Here is a 23,877-nt window from a genome sequence, read left to right as displayed (position 1 = left end):
CCTCAACGACATGAAGATCATCCGGATCCTGCGCAAGGCAGTGCCGGTGACGGACAAGTTTCACTCGGACCGCCTCTTCGTTCGGGAGGACGGTGCGACCGGCGACGTCGAAGGAAAGAAGAAGTCTTCCGGCAAGGGGCGCCTCGTGGTAACCCCGCTGTTCGTCGCGCTGCTGGCCATCGGCTTCATCGATGTGCTCTTCGCGCTGGATTCGATCCCCGCGATCTACGGCATCACCAGCGAGCCCTACATTGTCTTCACCGCCAATGCACTGGCTCTGATGGGGCTGCGACAGCTGTTCTTCCTGCTGGACGGGCTGCTGGAGAAGCTGGTCTACCTTTCCTACGGGCTGTCCATCATCCTCGCCTTCATCGGCGTGAAGCTGGTGCTGCACGCGCTGCACGAAAATAACCTGCCGTTCATCAACGGTGGCGGCAACGTTTCCGTCCCGGAGGTGTCGGTCGAGTTCTCCTTGATCTTCATCGTGTTGACGCTGGCCATCACGACGGTGCTGAGCCTCACGGTGGGGAAGAAGGCCCAGGAGAAGCAGCACGCGGAGATCGAGGCACCAGCACCGACACATGCCGACGATGCCGGTTTCGGTAAAGATCCCGCAGGTAGGTAGAATTACCAGCGTGGAGACAACAGTGGAGCGGAACACGCAACCAGATACGCTGAGCGCATTTGGTCGTTTTGTGCGTCGCTTTAACGTGCCAAACGTCCTCACGACCATTCGCATCCTGCTGATCCCCATCTTCCTGTGGGCGATCGCAGGCACAGCGGCGTGGCAGGACGACGCCGCTGCTCGGGCGGACCGTTGGTGGGCGCTCGTCGTCTTCTTGCTGCTGATGGTGACCGACCAGCTGGACGGGCACCTCGCGCGCAAGTATGAGGTGATCACGGACTTCGGAAAGCTTGCCGATCCGATCGCTGACAAGTTGCTGATGCTCGCGGCCTTCATCAGCCTCAACCTGCTGGGTGAGCTGTGGTGGACGGTGACTGCGGTCATCGTTGTCCGCGAACTCGGCATCACGCTGTGGCGGCTGGTTCTCGCCCGGCGCGGGCTGGTGGTCCCGGCGTCCAAGGGTGGGAAGCTTAAAACCGTGCTGCAGACGCTCGCCGTCGCGCTGTACATCATGCCGCTGGCAGGTGCCGTCGCCTGGATCGGGCACGGGGTCATGGCCCTGGCTGTCGCGGTCACCGTGGTGACTGGACTGCAGTACCTGGTGGACTCCCGGAAACAGAACTAGTCGAGAGGGCTGGGCAGGATCGTGCAGCAGGTTGACATCGGCTCGCTGGAGGAACTCCGCGCGGAGGCAGCGAAGCTGTCCGCCCAGGTGATTGACGCGTGTCGGGAACGGGGCTGGACGCTGGCCACCGCTGAATCCCTCACTGCGGGGATGCTCGCCGCATGTATCGCCGATACTCCGGGGGCCTCAGCCGTGTTGCGCGGTGGGCTGGTGGTGTACGCGACAGATCTCAAAGCCACGCTGGCGGGGGTGGACCGGGAGCTGCTGCACAAGCGCGGCCCCGTCGATCCCGCCGTGGCGGTCCAGCTGTCCAAGGGTGCGGCGCAGCGTTGCGGGGCGAGCATTGGCATCGGGCTGACCGGCGTGGCGGGGCCGGATGGGCAGGACGGACATTCGGTCGGTGAGGTTCATATCGGGTTGTCAGCGCCCGCGGGGGCCGGTGGAACGATGGTACGTACCCTGGATCTCGGAACGCGGCAACGCGCCGTGATCCGGCAGCTCGCTGTGAATGGTGCGCTGGAGATGATCCTCGGGATCGCCGGCGACGGGAACAAATAGTCCGCCAGGATCGTTAGAGGTAGTGATGGTAGAAAATATTTTGCTGCTAGATTCCCCCTCGCGCAGTCCAGAGGCTTCCCGCGGGAGCGCTCAGCGACCCCACTCGGCGGACAAGCTGGATGGCTTCAGCGCGGAACACGTGTTGGAGCAGAACTGGGATGCCTCCATGCCGATGGCGCCCAGCGACGAGCCGCTGCTGCGCGAAGCTCTCGGCGCGACGCTGCGGGATACGCGTCGGCAGACAGGATTCACCCTCCGCGAGCTGGCTAAGCTCGCCAACGTCAGCCCCGGTTATCTTTCGGAGCTGGAGCGGGGGCGCAAGGAAGTTTCCTCCGAGCTGCTCGCGAGCGTGTGCCACGCCATGGGAATCAGCGTCGCTTCGGCGATCCTCGAAGCGGCGTCCATGATGACCCTTGACGCGGCAGCGGCAGAGCTGGCTTCGTCGATGGCGCGCGTGAACTAAGCACTATTGGCAGCGCAGATGCTGCTAAAATTAGCGCAGATGAGGCTCGTCTCCCACGGGGCGGGCAAAACTTTTGTCGATAGTTATCCCCAAGGAGTGCAGTCCGCATGGCAAATCCCTTCACTAAGGCGTGGAAGTACCTCATGGCTCTCTTCGACTCCAAGATTGAAGAGAATGCGGATCCGAAGATCCAGATCGAGCAGGCCATCCAGGAAGCTCAGCGCCAGCACCAGGCGCTGTCTCAGCAGGCAGCAGCGGTCATCGGTAACCAGCGCCAGCTGGAGATGAAGCTCAACCGTCAGCTCGCTGAGGTGGAGAAGCTCCAGGACAACACTCGCCAGGCGTTGAAGCTGGCGGACGATGCACAGAACAATGGCGACGCGGCCAAGGCTGCGGAGTACAACAACGCCGCTGAGGCCTTCGCTGCCCAGTTGGTGACAGCGGAGCAGTCCGTGGAGGACCTCAAGGGCCTCCACGACCAGTCGCTGCAGCAGGCCAACCAGGCCAAGCAGGCGGTTGAGCGCAATGCCATGCAGCTGCAGCAGAAGGTGGCCGAGCGCACCAAGCTGCTCAGCCAGCTGGAGCAGGCGAAGATGCAGGAGAAGGTCGCGGAATCCCTGCAGTCGATGAACCAGGCCGTGTCCGGTTCCTCGCCGAACCTTGACCAGGTGCGGGAGAAGATCGAGGGCCGCTACGCACGTGCGCTGGGGCAGGCGGAGCTCGCCCAGAACTCGGTGCAGGGGCGCATGGCGGACATCAACCAGGCCAGCACCCAGCTCGCGGGGCACTCCCGCCTGGAGCAGATCCGCTCGGAGATGCGCAAGGAGCAGGGGCAGATCAGCGGTTCGGCTCAGAAGTCCATCGACGCCAGCACTTCCGGGTCGGCTGGCACTGCACAGTCTGCCGACCAGCAGGCGCAGCCAAATGCGGACGCCGTAGCCGAGCGCATGCGTCAGCTGCGCGAAGGCAACTAAGCCCTTCCTCGTGGGCGCTTAGTCGCCCACCCCGCGCGCCTGCAGCGCCTCGCCGACTTCCCGGCCGCGAAGCAGGGTGCGGATCACCAGGGGGATGCCCAAGGCCCGGGCGGAAAACTTTCCGCCACGGGCCTGTTGTGCTTCTACGACCTCGTTGATGGTGCGCAGCTGGAGGGGGATCATGTGGATCGTCAGGCTGATGGCCAGGGAGATCTTGTCCACCGGCAGGCCGATGGTGGCAGCCGGGGCGAGTGCCCGTTCCACGGCGCGCTGGAGGTCGGAGACCTTGGTGGTCATGGTCAACAGGATTGCTACGGAGACCGAGGCCCACAGCACTAGGAAACGCACCAGGGCTTCGTTCAGACCGCTGCGCCACCACGTCAACGCGCCGAAAGCCAGCAGAATGATGAGAATCGGGGTGAGCTGGCGTAGCGCGGTGCGCCAGGGGATCCTCGCCAGCGCGTAAGCGACAACTGCGGCCACAACACAGCCTGCGCCAGCCACCAGAGTCTTGGCGAAGATGGCGGCGAGAACGAGGAAAGCAATGAGACCCGTGAGCTTGGCTCCGGCGGGAAGCCTATGAATGACCGAGCCCGTCGGGATGTACAGGACCGGAGCTGCGGTATTGATGCGGGGCAGTCTCACAGCATGCACGTCCGGTAGTTCGAGAGCACAGTGGTGACGGAATCATCGTCGGCACTATCGGCCCGAATGCGACCATCGTCGATCCAAATGACCCGATCGAAGCCTTCGAAGAGCTCCAGGTCGTGCGACACCACGATCAGCTGCTGCTTCAAGGCAGCCAGCGTGTGCGCGATACGTTGGCGGTTGCGCAGATCGAGCAGAGTGGTTGGCTCGTCGGCGATGATGAGACGTGGGCTCATCACGAGGATCGACGCCAGCGCAAGGAGCTGTTTTTCTCCGCCTGAGAGGGTGTGGGGTGACTGCTCTTCCTTGCCCGCCAGCTCCAGCTGCTCGAGGATCTCGGTCACCGCGGCGCGCTTGTCCTGGCGGCTCATCTTCTTGCCGCGCAGGGAGAATCCGACGTCCTCAGCAACGGTGGGCATGATGATCTGGTTATCCGCGTTGGAGAACAGGAAGCCCACCTGGCGGCGGATCTCCCCGGCGCGCTTGGCGGTGGAGAGTCCATCGACGGTGACTTCGCCCTCGTCGGGAATGTTAAGCCCGTTGATGCACCGCACCAGCGAGGACTTGCCGGAGCCGTTGGCGCCGATGATGCCGATGCGGTGTTCGGAGAGCCGGAGGCTGATCGAATCGAGAATGGGCGGGGCGTCGGGGGAGCAGCCGATACCCCGCAAGGTGAGGTCGCAGAACTCGATGAGAGGCATAGGGGAGAAGGGAACTAGTCGCGGGAGCGCGGGTTCGCGGCCGGAACCAGGTGAGGTACCGCGCGGAAGACACCGAAGGTGATGACAGCCGCGGCGACGCACTTAATCAGGTCCGGGAGGATAAACGGCGTGTTGGACACCAGGGCGCCAGGGAAGTCCAGGCCGAGCCGGAACATCAGCCCGACGGAACCGAAAAGGTACATCACGGCCATGCCGATCACACCCGCGAGGGTCAACCGGACGATGGAAACCCAGCTCTGCTCGGGTTGAGTAGCATGGTTCTTCTGGCCGAGGATTGCTTGAGAGATTGCACCGACGATGAAGGCTGCGAAGATATAGCCCACGATGTAGCCGATGGTTGGCCCGGAAATCGCGGAAATCGTCGGGCTCCAGCCAGCGAGATTCGGAACGCCCACTAGGCCGACGCCGACGAATAGGCTGATGGACAGTCCGCCACGGAGGCAGCCGAGAATCATAGCGGTGAGGATCACGCCCATGTTCTGGAGGACGATTGGCACACCGGTGAAGCCGGCTGGAATGGTTACTGCGCCTAGCGCGATGGTCAGGGCGGCGAATGCGACGATCGCGCCGATATCGCGGACATTAAGAGTTTTCATCGTTGGACATATTAACAAGTCATTGAACAAAACTTCCCGTTTTGTTCAACTATTTCTGTGCTACCGTCCGGGCATGAGGAGAACCGAGTTTGACCGGCTGATCGCGGGTGAGTTTGGCGCCACCTATGGGAGCTGGATCGTGGAAAGCCATGTGCTGTCGCGGCTGGGGAAGACCGCCGAGGAGGCGATCGAGGCTGGTGAAGAGCCACGAAATGTGTGGTGGGAGCTGTGTCGCGACTTCGAGGTTCCCGAAGAGCGGATGCTCGGGGAAGATGACTGAGCCCTAAGAGCGGAAAAGGCTTTGTCTCATTCGCGCCGCTTACTGGTGGTGTTAGGGGGCGGACAAACGTTAAAAGCTCGCGGCGCGCCGTTCGAATAAATCGAACAAAGGTTCGTGTAGTGTGGTTCGAGGTAGTGGGTGGCGCGGTGCGTGTCTGCCCGATGTTCTATAACTAAATCCGAACAACGTGCCAGCACTTCTCCGCCCCTGTGGATAGCCACGATCGCTGCCCACAGCGAGCCCAGGTGGGCGAGAGCGCTGTCCGCTGCGGGTGATAGAACTAGCCCCAGGCGGAGGCTACAGCTTTCGGCCTAGTCACGCGGACGCGCGACGAGGTGACGCCACGTTGGCGGCTTGAATTGATAAAGACCAGAACGAAAATACAGACGCGAAAACGAGGAGGGTGTCATGGCACCAAAGAAGAAGGCCACCACGGCGGCACAGAAGGATCGCTCCAAGGCGCTCGATCTGGCGATGGCTCAGATCGAGAAGGATTTCGGTAAGGGGGCGATTATGCGCCTGGGCGATGAGAATCGTCCACCGATCAGCGCAATCCCCTCGGGCAATATTGCCATCAACGTCGCCCTGGGTATCGGAGGATTCCCGCGCGGCCGTGTCGTAGAGATTTACGGGCCGGAGTCCTCGGGTAAGACCACCGTTGCACTGCACGCCATTGCTGAAGCCCAGAAGGGCGGCGGCATTGCAGCCTTCATCGACGCCGAGCACGCGCTGGACCCGGAGTATGCCAAGGCTCTGGGCGTGGATACGGATGCGCTGCTGGTCTCCCAGCCCGACACGGGCGAGCAGGCGCTCGAGATTGCGGACATGCTGGTGCGTTCTGGCGCGATCGACGTGGTGGTCATCGACTCCGTTGCAGCACTGACCCCCAAGGCGGAGATCGACGGCGAAATGGGAGATTCTCACGTGGGTCTCCAAGCTCGACTCATGAGCCAGGCGCTGCGCAAGATGACCAGCGCGCTGTACCAGACCGGCACTACCGCGATCTTTATTAACCAGCTGCGTGAGAAGATCGGCGTGATGTTCGGCTCCCCGGAGACCACCACCGGTGGTAAGGCCCTGAAGTTCTACGCCTCCGTTCGCTGCGACATCCGCCGCATCCAGGCACTGAAGGACGGCCAGGATGTCGTGGGTAACCGCACCCGGTTGAAGATCGTCAAGAACAAGGTTTCGCCACCGTTCAAGATCGCGGAATTCGACATCCTCTATGGCGAGGGCATCTCTCGGGAGGGCTCGATCCTCGACCTCGGCGTGGACGCCGGAATCATCAAGAAGTCGGGGTCCTGGTTCACCTATGAGGGCGAACAGCTCGGCCAGGGCAAGGAAAAAGCCCGCGAGTTCCTGAAGTCCAACCCCGAGCTGGCCGAGCAGCTAGAGGATCGCATCATGCAGGAGCTCAAGGTTGGCCCCTACGCCAAGGCGAAGGACGAGCCCATCGCCGATGAGGATAAGCCCATCGACGTGGTTCCCAACTTCGATGACCCAGACGTCGAGCCGGAGAACTAGGCCCCGCTGTGACCGAAGGCGACGCAGCCGACCATTGGGTTACAGCCGGGGACGCCACGGAGAGCCGGGAGCAAAAGATTGCCGCGCTGCGGCGGGCAATTGAGTCCTGGACGCAGGGGAGCGGTAGCCAACTCGTCGATCGGGAGAAGGAGGAGGCTCTCGCCCCGGTGATCAATCGGGCGCAAAGCCTCATCAACCATCGCCCACGCTCGGTGGCGGAGCTCGAGGAGCGGCTACTCAAGCAGGACTATGCCCCGGAACTCGTCAGGGAAGTCCTCGACCGCTGCCAGCGCAACGGCATGCTTGATGACGGCGAGTTCGCGCGGCTCTGGGTCGAGCAAAGAAGCAGGAATCAAAAGAAGTCTGTCGCTGTGCTGCGCCGCGAGCTGCGGGATAAGGGAGTCGCCGAGCAGCACATCGAGGCTGCTGTGGAGCTCGTCGACGAGGAGGATCAGGACGCGATCATGCGTGGACTGATCGATAAGAAGGCTGCGAGTATTCGGGCGGTGCCTGCTGATCGCGCGGAATACAATAAAATCCTCAAGCGAGTGGTGGGGGTCGCTGCCCGCCGCGGTTTTCCCGCGGGCACCAGCCTGGCATACGCCCGTGAGGCGTTGGATCAGCAGCTCGCCGAGCTCAAATCCAGTTAGCGCGGGGTGCCGGCGGGCGGGGCTGTGGCGGGCGTGACACGGTTCGTGTTCGCCCCCGCCCTGGGGGTAGGATCTGCACACGTGACTCACGCTATGGAGAAGAAAACTTCCGCATCTGAGCAGCCCGAACAGCGCACCTACGAGGTCCGCACCTTCGGCTGCCAGATGAACGTTCACGATTCCGAGCGCCTCTCCGGGCTCCTGGAGGACTCGGGCTACCAGCCTGTAGCCGACGGTGAGGAACCAGACGTCCTCGTCTTCAATACCTGCGCGGTACGGGAGAACGCGGACAACCGGCTCTACGGAACGCTCGCCATGGTCAAGCCCATGAAGGATCGCAACCCCGGCATGCAGATCGCCGTTGGCGGTTGCATGGCGCAGAAGGACAAGGACGCGGTGGTCGACCGCGCCCCCTGGGTGGACGTCGTCTTCGGCACCCACAACATCGGCTCGCTGCCCACTCTGCTGGAGCGTTCCGCCCACAACCAGCGGGCAGAGGTCGAGATCTTCGACTCCCTCGAGGAATTCCCCTCCGTGCTCCCGGCAAAGCGGGAATCCGCTTACTCGGGTTGGGTATCGGTCTCCGTAGGCTGCAATAACACCTGCACCTTCTGCATCGTGCCCTCTCTGCGAGGCAAGGAGCAGGACCGCCGGCCGGGGGAGATCCTCGCTGAGGTTCAGGCGCTGGTGGACCAGGGCGTGCAGGAGGTCACCCTCCTGGGGCAGAACGTCAACGCCTACGGCGTGAACTTCGCCGACGAGAACCTACCACGAGACCGGGGCGCATTCGCCAAACTGCTGCGCGCCTGCGGCGAGATCGAAGGTCTCGAGAGGCTGCGCTTCACCAGCCCGCACCCTGCTGAATTCACCGACGACGTCATCGATGCGATGGCCGAGACACCCAACGTCTGCCCCCAGCTGCACATGCCCCTGCAGTCTGGCTCCGACCGCATCCTCAAGGAGATGCGTCGCTCCTACCGCTCGAAGAAATTCCTGGGGATCCTGGACAAGGTCCGCGAACGCATTCCACGGGCGGCTATCACGACCGACATCATCGTGGGATTCCCCGGCGAAACGGAAGAGGACTTCCAGGCGACCCTCGACGTCGTCGAGAAGGCGCGCTTCTCCAGCGCATTTACCTTCCAGTACTCGCCACGCCCCGGCACCCCGGCAGCCACCATGCCAGACCAGATTCCCAAGGCCGTCGTGCAGGAGCGCTACGAGCGACTCGTCGCGCTGCAGGAGCGCATCCAGGCCGAAGATAACCAGGAGCTGGTGGGAACGACCCAGGAACTGCTGGTCCAGGAGACCGGTGGCCGCAAGGACGCCCAGCGCCACCGCATGTCGGGCCGTGCTCGGGACGGTCGGCTCGTGCACTTCACCCCAAGCGAGGACGTTCGTCCTGGGGATATAGTGGAAGTCACGATTACCGACGCCCGTCCGTTCTTCCTCATTGCGGACGGCCCACTCGTCAACCACCGGTTGACCAAGGCCGGCGACATGTCGGGTGCTGGCCAGACCCCGACCACCGCGCCGATCGGGGTGAGCCTCGGCGTGCCAACCATTGGTATTAAGCCCCAGGCTGATGCAACCGCGGCGCCCAACAACGTCCACGAAGGGTGTGGCTGTGACTAAAAAGAACGACGCGAACTCCGCCGATGCGCCGCAGGAAAGCAAGCCCGGCGTAGCCGGCGCCACCGAGGACAAGCAGAGCAAGGATCCGCTTGCCGCCTACCGGGGCGACCTCACCGCTGCCGAGGAGAAGGCTGCGAAGATGGTCGACTACCGCCAGCAGCTGCCGTTCATGGCCCTCGGCCTGATGTTGGTGCTCGTCTCCCTCTTCCTGCCGCACTCCCGGGACGTGCTGGGCATCGATGTGCTCTTCAACTCGCCGACCGCACAGAAGTTCCAAATCACCATGCCGGAACGGGTGTACGCCACCCTCGCCGTCCTGGGCGGCATCATGCTGACCATCGGAACGATCGTCTCGCGATCCTGGCTGGTTGCGTGGGTCAACTGGGCTTTTGCAGGCGTGGGCTGGTGGTATAGCGTGTTCGCGATCTGGATGCGCCAATCCCGCCCGGTCACCGACCCGGCCGGCCCACCTTCTTATGGCCTGGTCATTGGTGCGATCGGCATGACGATCTTGTTTGTCATGATCACGTGGGTGCTGTTCCGCCGTAATCCATTGCAGCGCGCGCTCGCGGCCGCCCGCCGCGAGGAGGCACACCGTTCTGCGGAGGCTCAGGCCGCCCAGCAGCGCCTACGCACGGGCGTCGAGGAATGGCCCAAGGCCGAGCTCGAGGACATCGTCGACGATCGCCGCGCTCGCGCTAAGCAGCGCCGCCAGAAAACCGACGCCGATAAGAACACCGAGGGCCAAGAAGGCTAAAGACAAGCCCTAGCTCTTGACACAGAGCTAGGGCTAAGGGGGGCTACGAGCCCCCTCTTTTAGTTTTCCTCGGATTCGGACTTGGTGGAGGCCTGCGCGGTCTCCGCCCACTGCCACCACTGATCGGCCTGCTCCTGCAGTGTTGCGGCCAGCTTATCCTTCGCAGCCTCCTTGGCCTCATTGGCCTGCTGCTGCAGATCCTTCGCCTTGGCGAAGAACTGGTCGACCCGAGCCTGCAGCTCCGGATCGGTCTGGCGCCACTTCTCCTCAACCGCGTCCGTGACGCGCTTCTCGATCGCCCCGATCTTGTCCTCGAATTCGCGGATCTTAGCCCGCGGCACGAAGCCGATCTCGTCCCACTTCTCCTGCAGCTCCCGCAGCAGGCGCTGGGCGTTCTCGAGGTGGGCCTTGGGGTCGATCAGGGAGGAGTATTCGTCGAGCAGCTGCTGCTTCTTGGTCGCATTCTCTTCGAACTCTTCGTCGCGGGCATCCTGATCCGCCTCGCGGGCGTTGAAGAATACCTCGCGCGCAGCGCGGAAGCGCTCCCACAGCTCGTCGTCAACTTTGCGTGGGGCGTGCCCGGCGGCCTTCCACTGGTCCATCAGATCGCGGTAGGCTGCCGACGTTTCCGCCCAGCGGGTGGAGTGCTGCAGCTCCTCCGCGGCGACGATGAGCTCTTCCTTCTTTCGGCGTGCCACCTCACGCTGCTTATCGAGGTCTGCGAAGTGAGCCCCGCGACGCTTGTTGAACTGCTCGCGAGCCCGGGAGAAACGCTCCCACAGCTCGTCGTCGGTCTTCTGGTCAAGGCCACGGAAGCCTCGCCACTCGTCGACCATCGAGCGGAATCGGTCTCCAGCTGCCTTCCACTCCGTGGAGCTTTCGCCCAGCTTCTCAGCCTCCTCTGCAAGCGCCCTCTTGCCCCGGAGGGCCCGGTCCTTGCGCTCCGCCTTGGCCTGCGCGACGTCCTGCTGCGCCTTATCGCAGTCCCGCAGCAACGCTTCTAGCTTGACCTGCAGAGCATTGAGGTCACCCACGACCTCCGCGTGATCCAGCCCATCGAGCAGTTCGCTGGCAGAGGACTTGATCGATGCCGACTGCTCCGGCTGAGTGCTCAGTCGTGTCTCGAGCGTGGCGACCTGTGTGGCGAGGTCATCGAATTTCGCCCCGAAGTGCTTGAGACCCTCCTCGGGAGCCCCAGCCTGCCACTGCCCGACAACGCGGTCCTCATGGCCTTCGCGGCGCAGCCACACCGCACCGTCGGCCCCGACTCGCCCGAAGTCCGCTGGATTGGACGTGACCGGGTGTACTGACACAGGAGCTTGCGTCTTCATCCCCGGGGTGGGCTTCACCTTTTTGGGCATGGCACCCGGGCCTGGGCGTGGGCCCGGCTTCGGGCGGGCAGCCCCGGTCTGGGGCTGGGAACTCTGCTGCTTGTCGATCATGCTTTCTTCCTTTGCACGTCACTCACCGGCTCCGCGAGCGGAAATACTCGTTGCGGACTCATTATGGCAGATGCCCGGGCCAAGACCGCGCCTAACTGAGGCTTTAAGGCATCCGGAGACTAAGATTTGGCGGTGATAGCCATGGATAACCCTCAAACAGATTCGCCGCTCACCGCACTCGCCGGGGTAACCGCAGCGGACAGCCTGCGTCCACTATTGATCGTGGGGCCCACGGGCTCCGGTAAATCCGAGCTTTCCCTCGAACTCGCGCGCAGACTGGATCAGCCGGTGGAGATTATCAACGGCGATTCGATGCAGATGTACCGCGGCATGGATATCGGCACCGCGAAGATATCGCTCGCAGAGCGCGCCGAGTTCCCACACCACCTCTTCGACTGTTTGGACGTCGACGACACTGCCAGCGTGGCTGCGTACCGCGCGATGGCGGGGGAGAAGGTGGAACAGATCCAGGCCCGCGGTGCCCGTCCGATCATCGTCGGTGGCTCGATGATGTACCTGCAGGCGCTTGTCGACGACTGGCAGTTCCCGCCAACTGACCCGGCGGTGCGGGCGAAGTGGATGGCCAAACAGGATCGCATCGGGGTGGAAGCACTACACGGGGTTCTGCGCGCCAAGGACCCCGAGGCGGCGGCCATCATTGAGGAAAAGGACCCGCGCCGCATTGTCCGCGCCTTGGAGGTCATCGAACTTACGGGCAAGCCCTTCGCGGCCTCGCAACCACCAAAGAATGCCCCCACCCGGTGGGGCACGAGGATCTTCGGGCTCAACGCCCCGGGGAACTGGCTCAACCCCCGGCTGGAGGCGCGCGTCGACCGGATGTTTGCCGCCGGCCTCGTCGGTGAGGTCGAGGACCTGGCGGCAGCTGGGCTGCGTCGGGATTCCACCGCCGGCAAGGCCATTGGCTACGCCCAGGTCTTAAGCGCGCTGGCAGGTGAGTGCAGCATGGAGCAGGCTCGGGAGGATACGGTGGTTGGCACCCGCCGCTATGCCCGCCGTCAGCGCAGTTGGTTCCGCCGTGACCCGCGGATTCACTGGTTGGATGCGACCCTCGCCGACCCCGGCCTGCTCGCCGGGCAAGTCATCGACGAGCTGGGGGAGTTCAGCCGGAGCTAGTGCCCGCCGCAGCCACAGTCTCCGCTGCCGCAGCCACCGGGACTGCAGGCACCAGGATCGTTAATGCTGACGGCGAACTGGACGTCCCCGCTGACGATGGTTCCAGGTGTGGCGAACGGCGGGCGCGTGGCATCCGTCGGAAGGTCGGGGTGATCCGCGGCGACCGCGAGCGAAAACTCGAACGGGTGGCGGCAGGTCAGCGCCCAAAACTGCTGGCCGTTGAGCTCGTTCGTCTTCAGCTCTGCCTCGGTGACTTCGACCGCGACCGTGGCCTGCGCGTGCGGGGAAGCAGAGCCGTTGTTGAGCTCGGATAGGCCCCGGGAAGTCACGGAGCCGACCTCGGTACCGCCGGACTCAGCGAAGGTGACCGCGTCCGGGAAGATGCGAACATCCGTGGCCAAGGCGGAAATCGAGAGCGGTTGATACTCCAGCGGCTCCTGCTCCGCGATCATGGGGCCCTGCCCAACCGTCGCGGTGAAGGAGGCGATGACCGGGGCGCTAGCGCCACTGACCTGCAGCATCGGGCTATCAGCGACGATGTCCACAATCCCGATGAGGTCGTTAACCATCGTCACGTGCCCCGTCGTCGACAGCTGGCCTGCCGGGTGCAGACCCACGAAGGACCCATACGGCGGGGCAGCGAGGATCGTCAGCGTCGCCCCGGAAGCGTCCGCGTACTGGAGGACCTGGCCACCCGATACCTCCCCGATGACGGAAAGCTGGCCGGAGGCATAAGCGGCCTCGAGGGCATCCTGCCACTGGGGATAGGCCAATCCAACGCTGCTGAGCTCGGGAATCGCCTTCTGGGATGCAGTAGCCATGGGAAACCAACGCCTTAAAAATCGGGGAGCGGGATAGCGGGGTTGACACGTGCTCGGCGTCCGGGCCCACAGCCGGTGAAGGGAGCATGAGCGAGTGGGGACACCGCCGGGGTTTACGCCCCGGATAAGCCCGCTATTTACTTTCTTTTATGCAGGTGACAGTGTAGAACTGGAAGGCAATGGCTTCAAATTCAGATAATGTTGTCGATCTTTTTTCAGACTCGTCGGAAGGCGAGGATTTCGAACTCGAATCTCAGCAGAGTCCGACCATCGGTGAGCTCGATCTGGAGGCGCGTTCCAGCCTCCGGCGGCTGACCAGAGGGGTCAGCAGCTACACGGACGATCAGTCCGAGATTACTGAGGTCGAGTACCGCCAGCTTCGCCTGGAGAAGGTCATCCTCGTGGGGGTGTGGACCGAGGGAACAATCGCGCAGATCGAAGCGAGCCTGGAGGAGCTGGTCGCCCTCGCCGAGACCGCTGGCTCCGAGGTCCTGGAGACGGTCTATCAGAAGCGCGATAAGCCGGACCCGGGCACCTATATCGGCCGCGGCAAAGTCAGCGAGCTCGCGGAGATCATCCAGTCCACGGGCGCGGATACCGTGATCTGCGATGGTGAGCTGAGTCCGGGCCAGATGATTGCCCTGGAGAACGCGCTGAACGCGAAGGTCATCGACCGCACCATGCTGATTCTCGATATCTTCGCGCAGCACGCGAAGTCTCGCGAGGGTAAGGCGCAGGTCTCCCTGGCTCAGATGGAGTACCTCATCAACCGGGTTCGTGGCTGGGGTACTTCGCTGTCGCGACAGACCGGTGGCCGGGCTGGCTCCAATGGTGGCGTTGGTCTGCGTGGCCCGGGTGAGACGAAGATCGAGGCCGACCGTCGCCGGTTGCGCGCCGAGATGGCCCGCCTGCGCAAGGAAATCGCGGCGATGAAGACCTCCCGCGATACCAAGCGCCACCGCCGCGACGCCTCTGCGGTTCCCCAGGTCGCAATCGCCGGGTACACCAACGCAGGAAAGTCCTCGCTGATTAATGCGCTGACTGGGGCGGGTGTGCTCGTCGAGGACGCGCTGTTCGCCACCCTGGACCCCACGACCCGCAGGGCGGAACTCGCCGATGGGCGCAGCGTGATTTTCAGCGACACCGTGGGCTTCGTCCGCCACCTGCCGACGCAGCTGGTCGAAGCCTTCCGCTCCACGCTGGAGGAGGTCATGGCCGCGGACGTCGTTCTGCACGTCGTTGACGGCTCCGACCCCTTCCCACTCGAGCAGATCCGTTCGGTGAACACGGTGATCAGCGAGATCGTCGCCGAGAGTGGCCAGGACGCCCCGCAAGAGATCATGGTGGTCAACAAGATCGACAAGGCGGATCCGCTGGTTCTTGCCGAGCTGCGCCACAAGCTCAACGACGTGGTGTTCGTCTCCGCGCACACCGGGGAGGGCATCGACGAGCTGGAGACCAGGCTCGAGCTCTTCTTAAACTCACTGGACGAGAAGGGAGTGTTTGCGGTCCCGTTCGACCGGGGCGACGTCGTCTCCCGCATTCACGACCTGGGTACCGTCACACAGGAGGAATACGACGCCACCGGCACCGTCCTCACCGCTCGCGTCCCGAAGAAGCTCGCCCGGGAACTGGACGCCTTCCGCGTGACTGACCGAGAGCACGACGATCTGGACGTCGACGGCGCCGCGACCAGTTAATCCGCCCGTCGCGCGCGGGACGCGGAGCTGACGCACTGAACCCTCCTTAGCTGCAGTAGTGTTATGGCCGTGACTAAGGACAATGGGGCGCTAAGCGCGCGAAACAACGCATCAGGTAGTTCGGAGCCGGGCACGGCGGGGCCCGGAGAGAAGACGGAGCACCGCGGCTCGTTTTTCGGCTGGGATTTGCACGGCAACGGCCGCGATATTGAATTGGGCGGGGTCGTTAAGCCTGAGGAGCGCCTCTCGTGGCCGCGCACCATCGGCGTGGGCATGCAGCATGTCATCGCGATGTTCGGTGCGACCCTCCTGGTGCCGACGATCACGGGTTTCCCGGTGAACACCACCCTGCTGTTCTCCGGACTCGGGACGATCCTCTTCCTGTTGGTGACCCGCAACCGACTGCCGTCCTACCTCGGTTCCTCCTTCGCCTTCTTGGCCCCGCTGGCGGCAACCCAGGCGGAGGGCTTCGCGGCACAGCTCGGCGGGATTGTCGCCACTGGTGCGCTGCTGTTCGTGGTCGGCCTCGTGGTTCAGCTCGCCGGTCGGCAGGTGCTGGATGCCGTGATGCCGCCGGCCGTGACTGGTGCGATCGTGGCCCTGATTGGGTTGAACCTCGCTCCCACCTCGACGGGTAACGTCCAGGAGCAGCCACTGATCGCCGGCGTGACGCTGCTGGGGATCCTCCTGTTCACGGTGATGGGTCGCGGGATGGTGGCTCGACTCGGAATTCTTTTGGGCGTGCTGACCGGTTGGGGCTTCGCCTTCCTTTCGGGTGGTGTCTCGGAGGAGGCGCGGCAGCACGTGGGTGAGGCCGCGTGGATCGGCTTCCCTCACTTCGAGACTCCGGAATTCACGGTGACCGCCGTGACGATCACGTTGCCAGTGGTGGTCGTCCTCATCGCCGAGAACGTCGGCCACGTGAAGGCCGTGTCGACGATGACGAACCGTAACCTCGACGATCTTGCGGGCAAGGCGTTGATGGCCGACGGCATGTCCACCGTGCTCGCTGGATCCGGTGGTGGCTCCGGTACCACCACTTATGCGGAGAACATCGGTGTGATGGCAGCGACGAAGGTTTACTCTTCGGCCGCGTACTGGGTGGCCGCCGCAACAGCGATCGTGCTGGCCTTCATCCCGAAGTTTGGCGCCGCGATTCTTACCATCCCAGTGGGCGTGTTGGGCGGGGCAACGCTCGTTCTCTACGGCATGATCGGCCTGCTCGGGGTGCGCATTTGGATGGATAACGAGGTCTCCCTGACGGACCCGGTGAACCTCACCGCTGCTGCGGTGGCGATGATCGTCGGCATCGGCAACCTGACTCTGAACGTGGGCTCCATCCCGACGGAGGGCATTGCTTGGGGCTCGGTGGGCATCATCCTGGGCTACCCGGTGCTGCGCTACCTCTACGACAACTTCGGCGAGGGACGCTACATCACGAGGCGCTAAGTCCTTTGAGGGGGCTGCGGTTAGTCCTGGCGTTGGAGACGGGGCGGCTGCCCCCCCGGGGAATGCTGGGCCTGGGCGCAGCAGGGGGGAGCTGCCAGCCCGGTTCGTGGGGGCGGGAGCTCGGCAGCTACCCCTGCTGGTCGACGACCACCGTTTGGATGCCAGTGTCGTTGAGCTGGGCGATGAAGCCCTCAGGGGCGGAGCTATCGGTGATGACCACATCGATCTTCTCCGGTTCGGCGAAGCTCACGATGTAGTCCAGGCCGAACTTCGTCGAATCGCACAGGGTGACTACCTTGTCCGAATAGGCGATCATCGCGCGCTTAATGGCGGCCTCGGCCGCGTCGTGGGTGGACAGCCCGTGGGTGAGGGTGAAGGCATCGGTGCCGATGAAGGCCACATCAGCGTGCAGCAGCGCCAATGTCTGGAGGGCAACAGCTCCCACCACCGCCTGCGATTGGGCGCGAATCTTGCCGCCCAGCAGCTGCACCTTGATGCGGGGGTCGGTGGAGAGCAGCAGCGCATTGTGCGGCGAGTTCGTCACGACGGACAGGGAGTAGTTTTTGTCGATGCTCTCGGCATGCTCGACGATTGCCTCAGCGATCATCGCGGTGGTGGTTCCGGAGTCCAGGAAGATGGTTCCGCCGTCGAGGGGGACGAACTGCACTGCGGCCCTGCCGATCGCCTGCTTGGCGAGCGCGGCGGAGTGTTTCCGCGTCTCCAGGGGGACGTAGTCGGTCTGGAATTGCCGTGCCGGAACGGCCCCGCCGTGGACCCGGTAGAGCTTGCCCTCGGCCGTGAGCTGGGATAAGTCCCGGCGGATGGTTTCGGCCGTGACCCCGAACTGGGCCGCGAGTTCGGTGACGGTGACCTTGCCCTGCACGGCGGCAAGCGAGGTGATTTGTCGACGACGCTGAGCTGAAAGCACGCTTAGTTACCCACTTAATCCAAAAACTTGGGTTAGATCTTGCGCAGGACCGCGGAGACTTTACCGAGGATCTGCGCTTCATTGCCGGCGATTGGTTCGAAAAGGTCGTTGTGGGGGAGCAGCCACACACCGTCCTCATCGTGGTGCAGTTCCTTGACCGTGGCCTCCCCGTCGATCATGGCGGCGACGAAGTCACCCTGATCTGCGGTCGGCTGCGAGCGGACTACAACCCAGTCGGAGTCGTAGATGCCCGCATCGCGCATGGACTCGCCGACCACCTGCAGGAGGAAAAGCTCGTCGGAAGTACCAACCAGCTCGGCGGGGAGTGGGAACTGCGCTTCGACGTTCTGCTCCGCCAGAATCGGATTGCCCGCGGCGATTTGACCGACGACGGGCACGTACGTCGCTGCGGGGCGGTCGTCGGAGACACGAGCAGGGGTGGTCTTGGGCTGCTTCCGTGGCACAGGCTTCACGAGGCCGGGGTTCGCGTGGTCCTCGTAGCCACGAACATCGAATGCGCGAGGCTTGTTGTCCTCACGGCGCAGGTAGCCCTTCTCTTCAAGTTGCTTGAGCTGGTAGGACACCGAGGAGGTGGATTGGAGGCCGACTGCATCTGCGATTTCACGAATGCTTGGGGGATAGCCCCGGAGAACCGTGGAGTCCTTGATGACCTCCAGGATGCGGCGTTGGCGGGAGCTCAGGTTGCCCTTAACCTTCGCATCTGCAGCACTCTTCTTGGGTCGGCCTGGGCGCCGGCGGGGGGACTCGGGGGACGTCGTCACGGTGAACTCTCCTTGCGGCCCGGGCGGCAGTCAGCTGCGTGTGCCACCTGGCATGTGATTGAAAACTTGTGCTCCCGCGTTCGAGGGGGCCTCGACCGCGCTGGCACCCACTCTATCACCTGCATGTTCGATATTTGGACTAAAACGCTCGACTTTCTTCGAACGTGCGTGCTATATTTTCAATGTAGCCGCCTAGAACACCCGTTCGATACACGTGAGGCGGCGTTGGGGCGCTGTCCCCAGCGGATGATTCACTCCTATCCAACGGCTGGTTACCGGTGATTCATCGGAAAGATCAGCGCTGATGATCGGAGTTCGAACGAGGAAGGAATCTACTATGACTCTCGTTAAGAGCATTTCCCACGTCCCTGCGGCTGCGTCTCGCGCCGGTCGACGCGCCGCTATTCCAACTGAGCGGGTCCTGTTCGAAGGTTCCGAGTCGCTTTCCGGGGGCGCTTCACCTGGCGCCGGAAAGAATGTACGTTCGAACACCCATGGGGAGGGGCGGGCCTTCACTCCGAACTTCGTGCAGCAGCGTCGCTTCGCTCACCCAGTAACGAATGCTCGTTCCCAGCGGGTCGTGACCTCGCAGGCCTCCGCACTTCGCCGTGGCATGGATATTGCCAACCGGGTGGCCACCTCCCGGGGTGGAGTGCTGTTGAGCGGAATTGCATTGGTGCTCACCCTCGGTCTGTCCCCGTTGGCGATGGGCCAAGGTAGCGAAGAACAGGCTCCTGCCACCACCGCGACCGTGTCTGAGATCGCGTCAGCCGAGGCGGCGGACTAGCCATCCTCCGCTCGGCTGGGCGCAGTAGTGCCGTGGCGATCGAATTGGGGGAACTGTGGAATCACGCCGTGGCGCTTTTTCTGCGTGCGGGGCATAAACTAGTGGCGTGCTATGCCCAAGTTGTCGTTGTGAAGATTCCCGTGTTGTAGACTCCCGAGTTGTCGAAGGCGGAATTGCCATCCGCCGCCGCCGGGAGTGCCTGCAATGCCTCACCCGGTTCACCACCATGGAGCGCTCGGTCCTTCTCGTAACGAAGCGCAACGGGGTGACGGAGGAATTCAGCCGCGAGAAGGTCATCAAGGGTGTAAGGCAAGCCTGCCAGGGACGCGATGTGTCAGACGACGACCTCAAGCTGCTCGCCCACGAGGTTGAGCAGAGCGTTCGTGCGGACTACGGATCCCAGGTCAACGCCCACGACATTGGCCTGGCGATCCTGCCACCGCTGCGCCGGCTCGACGAAGTCGCCTACCTCCGCTTCGCCTCCGTGTATAAGTCCTTCAGCTCCTCCGAGGACTTCGAGGCAGAGATCGCATTGCTGCGCAGCCAGCACCAGGGCAACTCTCCGCACCCGGGTAACTAAAACCGAGCCCATAGCGCCGCTCGGCGCTCACGCTGCCGGCCCACCATGGGCTAACGGATCTGTCCGGCAGCCTTGCGGACCCGCTGCAGTGATGCGCTGCGTGCAGTGCCCAAATGCTGGGCAAACAGAGCCACCATGAGCTCTTCGATCAGCCAACGCAGATCCTTGACCTGGGGCGAGGCCTGCCGGGCGCTGGGCAGACGATCCACCGTCTGCTGGTAGACCTTCATCGCATCCGCCAGTTCCTCCGCCAATTCCGCCTCGCGATCAGGATCCCGCTCCAGCAGTGCCAGCCTCTCCTTCATAGCCTCGACGTACCGGGGGACGTGCCGGAGGCGCTGAATCCCCCACGTCACCAGACTGTGGTCCGCGGCGTACAACTGCACCTGCTTTTTCATCTCCGCAATCGCGGGACCATCCCACTGTTCCAGCTCCGCGGAGATGTCCTGGATGGCTAATGCAGCAGGGGCGAATGCAACCAGGATCTGGCGCACCAGACCAGGAGCCTGCTGGCGGGCCGTCTGGCAAGCCCGTTCGCACTCGTCAGGGGTTCTGATCACCGGGCCAATCTTCTCCAGAAGCTGGCGGCACGCCGCCGTGCGCGCATCGTCCACCAACGCCTCAATACCACCGTTCGGATAGTTCTCCAGCGCCACGCGCTGGCGTAACGGCAGCCCCGTGAGCATCTGCCCAGCGGAAATCGGGGTGGCCTCGGCCATCAGCCCGAGCACCGTCGAGAACTGCTGAGCCTTCGCCGCCTGCTCGGTGGGGAAGGCCTTGAGCTCGAAACGCGTGCTGCGGTGACCCGTCTTGCCAGCGGAGAAGCTGGCAACCAATGCGGGGAACGCATTGACAGCTTGGCCGTCGACGACAGTCTCGATGGACTCAGGGATATCGCCGATGCTCTCGGCCGACCACTCGTCAGCGTGCTGCAGCACGCCACCCACACCGGCCCCGCCCTGAGCCGCCTTCTGCTTCCCGCCAGCGCCACGGCCCTTCTTGCCAGCTGCGCCCGCACCCTTCTGGTGCACCTTGGCATCCAGCGGGCTGGCAGCCGTAGAACCCTGGCCACCACGCAGAGACCGAGCACTCGCCGCCGCAATTGCCTGGCGGACATCACCGGCCAGTTCCCGCTGGAGTGCGACGATATCCCGGCCGGTGCGCACCACATTGGCGCGGCGGTCAATAACCGCAAAATTCATGCGCAGGTGGTCAGGCACCTTGGCCCAGTCGAAGTCGGTGGCGTAGATGCCCCGACCGCCCAGCGAGCGCAGCGCATCGGCCAGCGACTCGTCGATCGCCCCGTCGTAGGGCGTCATGGCCTCCAGCGCCCGTGCTGCGAAATCCGTTGCCGGGACCATCGACTTGCGGATCGCCTTTGGCAGGGAACGGATAAGCGCTACCGCTAGCTCGTGGCGCATGCCTGGAACCAACCACTGCGTGATTTCGGGGTCGACGTTCGCCAGCAGGGGGAGTGGAACCTGCATGGTGATGCCGTCGCGCGGATCGGTGGGGTCGAAGACATACTCCAGGTCGAACTCCATGCTGCCCTGCCGCCAGGTGTCCGGGAACTCGTTGGCCTCCGCGGCCCCTTCGTGCGAATCGATGAGCGCGTCAAGCGAAAAGTCCAGAAGATCCGGCTTCTTGTGGCGTGCCTTCTTCCACCAGGAATCAAAATGCCTACTGGAGATGATGTCTGCGGGCAGGCGGACGTCGTAAAAAGAAAACAGGGCATCATCGTCGATCACGATGTCCCGGCGCCGGGCCTTATCCTCCAGCTTCTCGGCCTGCTCAAGAAGCTCCTGATTGTGGCGGTAGAACTTATGGCGAGTCTCCCAGTCGCCCTCGACCAGCGCCTTGCGGATGAACATATCCCGCGCCAGCTCCGGGTCAATACGGCCCAGGTTGACGCGACGCTCCGTGACGATGGGGAGTCCAAGCAGGAGCGCCTTTTCGTAGACCATCGCCGCACCTCGCTTCGAGGACCAGTGTGGCTCCGAATGGGTGTACTTCACCATGTGGGGCGCGATTGACTCCACCCACTCCGGGCGGATCGGCCCCACCGTCCGGGCGAAGATCCGGGATGTCTCGACCAGCTCCGCAGCCATGATCCACTGCGGTGGTTTCTTCGCCACATGGGAGCTCGGGTGCACCACAAAGTGCGAATTGCGCGGGCCGGTGAACTGGCGGCTCTCGCCCTCCCGCATGCCGATGTGGCTGATCAGCCCGGCCAGCAGCGCGCGGTGGACATCATCTTCGGCGATTGGCTCACCGTCGAAGGTCAGCTGCCTGACATGCTGAATATTCGGCACGGACCAGCGCAGCTCCTTGGCTATGTTGAGCAGCTGACGAACCAGATCGGCCCACTCCAGGACGCGCAAGTAGTGGATGAACTCCCGCTGGCAGAGCTTGCGGAACTGGTTACCGCTGAGCTCGGCGCGCTGCTGTTGCAGATAGCTCCACAGCTTCAGGGTGGAGATGAAGTCCGAGTTCGCCTTGAAACGGGCGTGGAGCTCATCGGCCTGTTGCTGCTTCTCCAACGGCCGTTCCCGGACGTCCTGGATGGACAGCGCAGCGACGATGACGGTGACCTGGTCCAGGATGTTCAGGCGGTGGGCGGCGACCATCATGCGCGCCAAGCGCGGGTCGGTCGGGATGCGGGACATGTCCCGTCCCACGCCCGTCAACGTGTGCCGGTCACCGCCGGAGATCGCGCCCAGCTCGCTGAGCAGGGCCACGCCGTCGCGCACCGCGCGAGAGTCCGGGGCCTGCAGGAAGGGGAACTTCTGGATATCACCGAGGCCTAGAGCGAGCATCGCCAGGATGACGCTGGCCAGGTGGGTGCGCAGAATCTCGGGATCGGTGAACTCCGGTCGGGCCTCGAAGTTTTCTTCCGAATACAGCCGGATCGCAATACCGTCGGCGACACGGCCACAACGGCCCGAACGCTGCTTCGCGGAGGCCTGGCTGATCTCCTCCACCGGCAAGCGCTGCACTTTCGTGCGATTGGAGTAGCGGGAGATACGCGCATAACCGGTATCCACAACGAAGCGGATGCCCGGTACGGTCAGGGAAGTCTCGGCGATATTCGTGGCCAACACGATCCGGCGACGCTGTCCCGGGTTGAACACGCGGTGCTGTTCCGCATTCGACAGTCGCCCAAACAGGGGGAGGATGTCTACGCGTGCCCCGCGCCGGTCGCGGTTTAGATGCTTATCCAGCGCCTCGGCGGCGTCGCGGATCTCGCGTTCCCCGGAGAAGAAGCACAGGATGTCGCCGCTGCCGAAGCTCCACAGCTCGTCGACAGCCTCGATCAGCCCGTCCAACGGGTCCGTCACGTGGGTGGTGATCTCGCCGCTGTTCGGGTCGGTATAGCTTCGCTCCAGCGGGCGGTACAGGATCTCCACCGGGTAGGTGCGGCCCGAGACCTCGACGATCGGTGCGGGTGTGCCGTCGGCGCTGGCGAAGTGCTTCGCGAAGCTTTCGGGGTCGATCGTCGCGGAGGTGATGATCAGCTTCAGATCCGGGCGCTTTGGCAACAGGTTTTTCAGGTACCCCAGCAGGAAGTCGATGTTCAGGCTGCGTTCGTGCGCCTCATCGATGATGATCGTGTCGTATTCGCGGAGTAGCCGGTCGCGCTGGATCTCGTTGAGCAAAACACCGTCCGTCATGAGCTTGACCGCGGTGTTCTCGCTGGTTTTATCGTCGAAGCGGATCTTGTAGCCGACCAGGGAATCCGGCTTATCCGTACTCGAGCCGAGCTCCTCGGCGATGCGGTCCGCCACGCTGCGGGCGGCGATGCGCCGAGGCTGGGTGTGCCCGATGCGCTGCCGCTTGCCGCGACCCAGGTTCAGACACATCTTCGGAATCTGGGTGGTCTTACCGGAGCCGGTCTCGCCGGCAATGATGACGACCTGGTTTTCAGCGATAGCCTTTTCGATATCCGCCTGTCGCTCCGAGACGGGCAGCTCGCTAGGGAAGTGGATCTGAGGGAAGACCCGGTCCTGCTGCGGCAGATTGACGCCGGCCGTTCGCTCCCGGCGCTGTCGGCCGCTGCGTTCCCGGCGGCGCGGCTTGCCCCCGCGGTTGCGGTGACGCCCGTTTCTGGCGTGCCGCGACGGCTGTTGCGCTGATTTTTGCGTGCTCTTATCGCTATTTTCCCTGCTCATTAGGGCTCCAGCTTAACAACTCTGTGAC

General features: G+C 63.6%; 22 protein-coding genes and 1 pseudogene. 15 read left to right on the top strand and 8 right to left on the bottom strand.

Annotation, left to right across the window (positions count from 1 at the left end; all coding sequences use genetic code 11):
* The 5 genes and pseudogenes from Q1V78_RS08590 to Q1V78_RS08570 form a co-directional block, all read left to right on the top strand.
* Positions 1-625, top strand: a pseudogene (locus Q1V78_RS08590) (TerC family protein); the annotation flags it as partial.
* 10 nt (positions 626-635) lie between these two features.
* On the top strand, positions 636-1,250 hold the full coding sequence (gene pgsA / locus Q1V78_RS08585) for a CDP-diacylglycerol--glycerol-3-phosphate 3-phosphatidyltransferase (protein WP_300613621.1): 615 nt from the start codon (positions 636-638) through the stop codon (positions 1,248-1,250).
* A gap of 21 nt (positions 1,251-1,271) precedes the next feature.
* Positions 1,272-1,808 (top strand): CinA family protein, encoded by a 537-nt coding sequence (locus Q1V78_RS08580; RefSeq protein WP_300613619.1) that lies wholly within the window; start codon positions 1,272-1,274, stop codon positions 1,806-1,808.
* Between the two features lie 166 nt (positions 1,809-1,974).
* Positions 1,975-2,271: a helix-turn-helix transcriptional regulator gene (locus Q1V78_RS08575; RefSeq protein ID WP_231837780.1), complete on the top strand. Its 297-nt coding sequence runs from the start codon at positions 1,975-1,977 to the stop codon at positions 2,269-2,271.
* Positions 2,272-2,378: 107 nt separating this feature from the next.
* Positions 2,379-3,245, top strand: coding sequence for a PspA/IM30 family protein (locus Q1V78_RS08570; RefSeq protein ID WP_070759028.1), 867 nt, complete (start codon positions 2,379-2,381; stop codon positions 3,243-3,245).
* 18 nt (positions 3,246-3,263) lie between these two features.
* Here Q1V78_RS08570 and Q1V78_RS08565 read toward each other — a convergent pair whose 3' ends face one another.
* The 3 genes from Q1V78_RS08565 to Q1V78_RS08555 are packed head-to-tail and all read right to left on the bottom strand — an operon-like array spanning position 3,264 to position 5,241.
* Complete coding sequence (locus tag Q1V78_RS08565) at positions 3,264-3,899, bottom strand: energy-coupling factor transporter transmembrane protein EcfT (RefSeq protein WP_300613615.1); 636 nt, start codon at positions 3,897-3,899, stop codon at positions 3,264-3,266.
* Positions 3,887-4,594, bottom strand: coding sequence for an energy-coupling factor ABC transporter ATP-binding protein (locus tag Q1V78_RS08560; RefSeq protein ID WP_300613613.1), 708 nt, complete (start codon positions 4,592-4,594; stop codon positions 3,887-3,889). Before Q1V78_RS08560 ends, Q1V78_RS08565 begins: the two co-directional genes overlap by 13 nt.
* A 14-nt stretch (positions 4,595-4,608) precedes the next feature.
* Positions 4,609-5,241 (bottom strand): biotin transporter BioY, encoded by a 633-nt coding sequence (locus tag Q1V78_RS08555; RefSeq protein WP_300613611.1) that lies wholly within the window; start codon positions 5,239-5,241, stop codon positions 4,609-4,611.
* 43 nt (positions 5,242-5,284) lie between these two features.
* On the opposite strand from Q1V78_RS08555, the gene Q1V78_RS08550 reads away from it, so the two are divergent.
* The 5 genes from Q1V78_RS08550 (at position 5,285) to Q1V78_RS08530 (ending at position 10,057) form a co-directional block, all read left to right on the top strand.
* Positions 5,285-5,491 carry a DUF3046 domain-containing protein gene (locus Q1V78_RS08550; protein WP_300613609.1) on the top strand — a complete coding sequence of 69 codons (207 nt, stop codon included), beginning with the start codon at positions 5,285-5,287 and terminating at the stop codon, positions 5,489-5,491.
* A gap of 408 nt (positions 5,492-5,899) precedes the next feature.
* Positions 5,900-7,015 (top strand): recombinase RecA, encoded by a 1,116-nt coding sequence (recA, locus tag Q1V78_RS08545; protein WP_300613607.1) that lies wholly within the window; start codon positions 5,900-5,902, stop codon positions 7,013-7,015.
* A gap of 8 nt (positions 7,016-7,023) precedes the next feature.
* Positions 7,024-7,665, top strand: a complete 642-nt coding sequence (gene recX, locus Q1V78_RS08540; RefSeq protein ID WP_300613605.1) for a recombination regulator RecX — start codon at positions 7,024-7,026, stop codon at positions 7,663-7,665.
* Between the two features lie 93 nt (positions 7,666-7,758).
* Positions 7,759-9,300: a tRNA (N6-isopentenyl adenosine(37)-C2)-methylthiotransferase MiaB gene (gene miaB / locus Q1V78_RS08535; protein ID WP_300613623.1), complete on the top strand. Its 1,542-nt coding sequence runs from the start codon at positions 7,759-7,761 to the stop codon at positions 9,298-9,300.
* Positions 9,293-10,057, top strand: coding sequence for a hypothetical protein (locus Q1V78_RS08530; protein WP_300613603.1), 765 nt, complete (start codon positions 9,293-9,295; stop codon positions 10,055-10,057). The genes miaB and Q1V78_RS08530 overlap by 8 nt, the downstream gene beginning before the upstream one ends.
* 59 nt (positions 10,058-10,116) lie before the next feature.
* Here Q1V78_RS08530 and Q1V78_RS08525 read toward each other — a convergent pair whose 3' ends face one another.
* The gene (locus Q1V78_RS08525) at positions 10,117-11,499 is read right to left on the bottom strand and encodes a DUF349 domain-containing protein (RefSeq protein WP_300613601.1); all 1,383 of its coding nucleotides are present in this window, start codon (positions 11,497-11,499) and stop codon (positions 10,117-10,119) included.
* A 141-nt stretch (positions 11,500-11,640) separates the two neighbouring features.
* Here Q1V78_RS08525 and miaA point away from each other — a divergent pair, with 141 nt between their 5' ends.
* Positions 11,641-12,633 (top strand): tRNA (adenosine(37)-N6)-dimethylallyltransferase MiaA, encoded by a 993-nt coding sequence (gene miaA, locus Q1V78_RS08520; protein ID WP_300613598.1) that lies wholly within the window; start codon positions 11,641-11,643, stop codon positions 12,631-12,633.
* On the opposite strand, the gene Q1V78_RS08515 is transcribed toward miaA, so the two are convergent.
* Positions 12,630-13,454 (bottom strand): hypothetical protein, encoded by an 825-nt coding sequence (locus Q1V78_RS08515; RefSeq protein WP_300613596.1) that lies wholly within the window; start codon positions 13,452-13,454, stop codon positions 12,630-12,632. The genes miaA and Q1V78_RS08515 overlap by 4 nt on opposite strands.
* Positions 13,455-13,633: 179 nt before the next feature.
* Here Q1V78_RS08515 and hflX point away from each other — a divergent pair, with 179 nt between their 5' ends.
* The gene (hflX, locus tag Q1V78_RS08510; protein WP_300613594.1) at positions 13,634-15,154 is read left to right on the top strand and encodes a GTPase HflX; all 1,521 of its coding nucleotides are present in this window, start codon (positions 13,634-13,636) and stop codon (positions 15,152-15,154) included.
* 63 nt (positions 15,155-15,217) lie between these two features.
* Positions 15,218-16,603, top strand: a complete 1,386-nt coding sequence (locus tag Q1V78_RS08505; protein ID WP_300613592.1) for a solute carrier family 23 protein — start codon at positions 15,218-15,220, stop codon at positions 16,601-16,603.
* A 127-nt stretch (positions 16,604-16,730) separates the two neighbouring features.
* Here Q1V78_RS08505 and Q1V78_RS08500 read toward each other — a convergent pair whose 3' ends face one another.
* A complete protein-coding gene (locus tag Q1V78_RS08500; RefSeq protein ID WP_300613590.1) occupies positions 16,731-17,531 on the bottom strand; it encodes a DeoR/GlpR family DNA-binding transcription regulator in 801 nt (266 codons plus the stop codon).
* A 32-nt stretch (positions 17,532-17,563) separates the two neighbouring features.
* Positions 17,564-18,313, bottom strand: coding sequence for a transcriptional repressor LexA (lexA, locus tag Q1V78_RS08495; RefSeq protein ID WP_300613588.1), 750 nt, complete (start codon positions 18,311-18,313; stop codon positions 17,564-17,566).
* A 337-nt stretch (positions 18,314-18,650) separates the two neighbouring features.
* Between lexA and Q1V78_RS08490 the strand changes: the two genes are divergently transcribed.
* Positions 18,651-19,100: a cell wall hydrolase gene (locus Q1V78_RS08490; protein ID WP_300613586.1), complete on the top strand. Its 450-nt coding sequence runs from the start codon at positions 18,651-18,653 to the stop codon at positions 19,098-19,100.
* A gap of 106 nt (positions 19,101-19,206) precedes the next feature.
* A complete protein-coding gene (nrdR, locus tag Q1V78_RS08485) occupies positions 19,207-19,680 on the top strand; it encodes a transcriptional regulator NrdR (RefSeq protein ID WP_300613584.1) in 474 nt (157 codons plus the stop codon).
* A 50-nt stretch (positions 19,681-19,730) separates the two neighbouring features.
* Here the strand turns inward: nrdR and hrpA are convergent, their stop codons facing one another.
* Positions 19,731-23,849, bottom strand: coding sequence for an ATP-dependent RNA helicase HrpA (hrpA, locus tag Q1V78_RS08480; RefSeq protein ID WP_300613582.1), 4,119 nt, complete (start codon positions 23,847-23,849; stop codon positions 19,731-19,733).
* Between the last annotated feature and the right edge of the window lie 28 nt (positions 23,850-23,877).

It is taken from the genome of Corynebacterium sp. (genome assembly GCF_030152825.1).
Taxonomy (GTDB): Bacteria; Actinomycetota; Actinomycetes; order Mycobacteriales; family Mycobacteriaceae; genus Corynebacterium.
The sequence above is the reverse complement of the archived record's forward strand: the minus strand, read 5'-3'. Positions and strand labels throughout refer to the sequence as shown.

Excerpts from the sequence above, each read along its gene's own strand:
- Q1V78_RS08550 (WP_300613609.1), top strand. The coding sequence starts at position 5,285 with ATGAGGAGAACCGAGTTTGACCGGCTGATCGCGGGTGAGTTTGGCGCC.
- miaA (WP_300613598.1), top strand. The coding sequence starts at position 11,641 with ATGGATAACCCTCAAACAGATTCGCCGCTCACCGCACTCGCCGGGGTA.
- Q1V78_RS08505 (WP_300613592.1), top strand. The coding sequence starts at position 15,218 with ATGGCCGTGACTAAGGACAATGGGGCGCTAAGCGCGCGAAACAACGCA.
- Q1V78_RS08490 (WP_300613586.1), top strand. The coding sequence starts at position 18,651 with ATGACTCTCGTTAAGAGCATTTCCCACGTCCCTGCGGCTGCGTCTCGC.
- Q1V78_RS08560 (WP_300613613.1), bottom strand. The coding sequence starts at position 4,594 with ATGCCTCTCATCGAGTTCTGCGACCTCACCTTGCGGGGTATCGGCTGC.
- Q1V78_RS08525 (WP_300613601.1), bottom strand. The coding sequence starts at position 11,499 with ATGATCGACAAGCAGCAGAGTTCCCAGCCCCAGACCGGGGCTGCCCGC.
- hrpA (WP_300613582.1), bottom strand. The coding sequence starts at position 23,849 with ATGAGCAGGGAAAATAGCGATAAGAGCACGCAAAAATCAGCGCAACAG.
- Q1V78_RS08570 (WP_070759028.1), top strand. The coding sequence starts at position 2,379 with ATGGCAAATCCCTTCACTAAGGCGTGGAAGTACCTCATGGCTCTCTTC.
- recA (WP_300613607.1), top strand. The coding sequence starts at position 5,900 with ATGGCACCAAAGAAGAAGGCCACCACGGCGGCACAGAAGGATCGCTCC.
- miaB (WP_300613623.1), top strand. The coding sequence starts at position 7,759 with ATGGAGAAGAAAACTTCCGCATCTGAGCAGCCCGAACAGCGCACCTAC.
- Q1V78_RS08575 (WP_231837780.1), top strand. The coding sequence starts at position 1,975 with ATGCCGATGGCGCCCAGCGACGAGCCGCTGCTGCGCGAAGCTCTCGGC.
- hflX (WP_300613594.1), top strand. The coding sequence starts at position 13,634 with ATGGCTTCAAATTCAGATAATGTTGTCGATCTTTTTTCAGACTCGTCG.
- Q1V78_RS08515 (WP_300613596.1), bottom strand. The coding sequence starts at position 13,454 with ATGGCTACTGCATCCCAGAAGGCGATTCCCGAGCTCAGCAGCGTTGGA.